Raw genomic sequence first — 4,011 nt, 5'->3', positions numbered from 1 at the left:
AAGTTATATTTCTCTATTATTATTAATGAAATCTAATTACTGGGTTTGGGAATTAAATACAGCCTATGCCGTTAAACCCGTAGCGGCAATGATCACGAAAATTAATCCAGCAGTTAAGGAAATCTATACATCTTTTCCCTATCATCGTCCTTCCTTGGATTTTTATAGCGATCGCACGATCATTCCTGCTTCTATCGGTGAACTACAATATTACTGGCAATATGATAGCCAACCTTATTTTCTCATTAACACATCTACCTTAGAAAACCTCCAATTTAAATCCATCAAAGTCATAGACCAAGTAAAAGACTGGCAATTAATTACCAAACAAAATAACTTATTATAAGTAGGTGAACACAATAAAACCAAACTGTGTAAAGAAATGTAAAATCGCTTAAACCCTCTTCACTCTTGCCTCTTGCCTTTTGCCTTGCCATAACGACAATTTTCAACGCCAACCTACTTAAGTAGGGTTTGCCGAAAAAGTCTGTTCGTGATAGCGCAGCGTGACGTAAGTAATGGGCTAGGAGTCAGGAGTCACCGAGTCAGAAGAAAGAATTAGAAGGAGATCAGAATAGTCTCGAATCTGAAAAATGAGGCGTTGCTGAATCGAGGTATGAAATTCCCAAATTGAACCTTTAAAACTCAAACCTCAGTGCGTCTACTCTTCGAGATCACGAAGCGTGATTGCGCCTTTGCGTGAGACTAAAATTCATACCCTTAATCAGCAACGCCAAAAATGATAGGTAAATCAAAAGTTTCAATGTTGATTCCTTGCACCTGATTCACTTTTTTAACCCAACAACTCTTAATATATCTAGGTTTTCAGTTTATATGGCTTACGCCACGCTACGCTATCAGCAAGCCCTAAGTAGGTGGAAATTAAAAATTGTCGTTATGGCAAGGGAACAGGGAATAGGGAACAGGGAAGCAGAAATTTTCTTCTTCCTGAACGCCTGATAACAAAGCGTGGCGTTAGCCATACGCCTGAAATCTATTTTTCACCCCTATTCATTTTTTCAATTTGGGGAATTTCTTGACCATTACGACTCATGTTGTCTTGAGTCATAGTCACAATCCCGAAAAAAATTGCACTTCCCACAACTAAAGACAGTAAAGGATGCTTAATGACAATAAAATCTCTGATAATCCTTGCCAAAGGTCGGCTTTGACGACGGAGAACCGACGAAATCATTATTTGTCTCCAAATAAATGGATCACGCACATAGTGTCCACTTTGGCAAACAACTAATTTTTCTTGACAATAAGGACAGGTAAACAAACCAATATAAGACTTTATTGGCTTTGTTCTGTTATTTTTTTGGCAAATTGGGCAAGTAACATAGTGATTATGAAAAGTATTTGTACTCATCTACCTCGTCCGCCTAGTCCCTCGATTCTATTTATAACAATATCTGTATTGAATTTTACTGTAAACCTAGTAATCGTGCCATAATCACTGATAGTGATTGGCAAAATACTATTATGGAGTTTAAGAATGCAATTGCTCCAAAGACGTACTCCCCTCAATATTAACCCAAGTTGTTAGCACCACAAAGTAGAATTATTTTTTCTAAATATTTTGTGATTTTTGTTAGTTAATTATTGAGCAGGCAGTTTCTCTGAAAATGAACCACAATAAGAAATAATAGACAAAAAACGGATTTTTCCAACATTATACCCCGTTTATCAATATCTAAGAATCCTCAATGATTAAAACCCTACTTTCCCCCATATTCCATGCGGTTCACTCAGTTAATTAATCGTTTTCAAGCCTCTCCCGAAACAGTAGTGCTGTTTTTAGCCGTGCTAATTGGCAGTAGCACAGGTATGGGTATAGTCACCTTTCACTATTTAATCCAGCTAATTAACAACTTCATGTTGGAAAATCTGATGGGACAGATTGGAATTTGGGGTGCTTGGACCTTAGCGGCTGTTCCTATTCTCGGTGGTATCATTGTTGGCCTCATGCGTTGGCGAACTCAAGATTTTGGTCCAGGACTTTCATCCCTGATAGCTGTTTCTCAGGGAAAAGAAGCGAAAAAACCCCTGCGACCGGTGACAAAAATGATCGCGGCGGCAGTTTCTCTTGGTAGTGGTGCATCTTTAGGTCCAGAAGGTCCAAGTGTAGAAATTGGGACTAATTTTGGGGTGTTGTTATCAGATATATTACAAGTATCTCAGGAGCGTCAGCGGTTACTATTGGGGGCTGGTGCTGCGGCTGGGTTAGCGGCTGGTTTTAATGCCCCCATTGCGGGAGTATTTTTTGCCTTAGAAGTAGTCATGGGCAGTACATATTTTGCTACTTCTGCCGTAAGTGTGGTGTTACTTGCCGCCGTAGTAGCTGCTTTAATTGCTCAAATTGGGTTAGGTTCACAACCAGCTTTTGCTTTACCCGCTTATCAAGTTCGCAGTTACCTAGAATTACCGCTTTATCTGGGTTTAGGTTTGGGTGCAAGTTTAATTTCTCTTACTTATACTGAATCCATTCGTTTAGCTAAAGCTATCTTTGCTGGCAATTTCTCAGGGTTAACGTTATTAGGTAAAATTCCTCAGTCCATTCAGCCAATTTTTGGTGGTGTAATTCTTGGTTTAGTCGGTTGGCAATACCCACAAATTTTAGGTATCGGCTATGGAACTGTAGAAGCCATACTACAGGATGAAGATTTTTCCCTCAATTTATTACTCATTTTACTAGTATTAAAACTGCTAATGACAGCGGTAAGTTCAGGTAGTGGTTTTGTGGGCGGATTATTTGCCCCAGCCATGTTTTTAGGTGCTTCCTTTGGGTCTGCCTACGCTAAATTTTTGGCTTTGATCATCCCAGGAATTGGAGAATATATGGCTGCTCCTCCAGCTTATGCAATGGTAGGTATGGCGGCGGTTTTAGCAGGTAGCGTGAGAGCGCCATTAACAGCAATTTTAATGTTATTTGAATTAACCCGTGATTACCGCATTGTTTTACCTTTAATGGCAGCAGTGGGTTTAAGTGTTTGGTTGGTGGAACTAATCAAACCAACTGTAGATGCTAATGCTAATCTGCAACAGATTGGTTTACCTGAATTGAAAGATGAAAAAGTAGAACTTTGGCAGCAAATGTTAGTAGCAGATGCTATGTACACCTGTCCCAAAAAATTATCAGCAACTTTAGGCGTATTAGAGACTGCGGTAGTAATGACGCGGGAACGAATACGCAGTGCTTTAATCATTGATGATGATACTGGTAAACTGGTAGGAATTCTTTCCCTAGAAGATATTAAACGAACTTTTTTTATCTGCCAAAATCTTCCTAATTCATTGCCGGAAATTCAGGAATATTTATCTAGTCAAAAACTGATAGATATTTGTACTACAGATATTCTCTATGCTTGGGATGATGAACCTGTATCTGAAGCTTTAGACCGGATGGCATTACGTGGTTTACATCAATTACCAGTGGTAGCTAAAGACAATCCCGATTTTATTCTGGGTTTGCTAGAAAGGGAACAAATTGAATTAACTTGTAATTTAACGGCAATCACTAAGATACTGCACCAATATTCACCAGTGATTCCCACTGCCGAATATATAGAGGAAATTGGTAATTGGTAATTGGTCAATATCCTGGGGGCAACCTCTCGTGATTGCTTTGATTTCCATAGGCGTTGCTGATTAAGGGTATGAATTTTAGGGATCACCAAAAAATAAATTACCCAATTTTGTGGGATGGGCATCCTGCCTGTCCTTGGTAATTAGCGGGCAAGATGCCCATCCCACAAGAAACTTTTGGGGATTTTTTTAATTGGAAGTCCTTTAGTCTCACGCAAAGGTAAGAGTTTTAAAGGTTCAATTTGGGAATTTCATACCTCAACATGGCTACGCCACGCAGGCTATCAGCAACGCTAAATTAACTAGATTATCAATCAAGCGATCGCTCTCCATTGGTAAAATCTCTTCACAATGCAGCATATTCTAGTAGTCTGTCAACCCGAAAATGACGGGTGAAGGCAAGCAGGGGGTAGGGGGCAGGGG

The 4,011-nt window shown here is 39.5% G+C and carries 2 protein-coding genes and 1 pseudogene; 2 read left to right on the top strand and 1 reads right to left on the bottom strand.

What is annotated here, in order from left to right:
* Positions 1 to 346: pseudogene (locus IQ228_RS22715) on the top strand (phospholipid carrier-dependent glycosyltransferase); the annotation flags it as partial.
* Between the two features lie 648 nt (positions 347 to 994).
* On the opposite strand, the gene IQ228_RS22710 reads toward IQ228_RS22715, so the two are convergent.
* Entirely contained in the window at positions 995 to 1,372 is a 378-nt protein-coding gene (locus tag IQ228_RS22710) for a hypothetical protein (RefSeq protein WP_027402009.1), read from the bottom strand.
* 368 nt (positions 1,373 to 1,740) lie between these two features.
* Here IQ228_RS22710 and IQ228_RS22705 point away from each other — a divergent pair, with 368 nt between their 5' ends.
* Entirely contained in the window at positions 1,741 to 3,591 is a 1,851-nt protein-coding gene (locus IQ228_RS22705; RefSeq protein WP_027402010.1) for a chloride channel protein, read from the top strand.
* Positions 3,592 to 4,011 lie beyond the last annotated feature (420 nt).

Source organism: Dolichospermum sp. LEGE 00246 (genome assembly GCF_015207865.1).
Lineage (GTDB): Bacteria > Cyanobacteriota > Cyanobacteriia > Cyanobacteriales > Nostocaceae > Dolichospermum > Dolichospermum heterosporum.
This window is presented reverse-complemented; position numbering and strand designations above follow the sequence as displayed.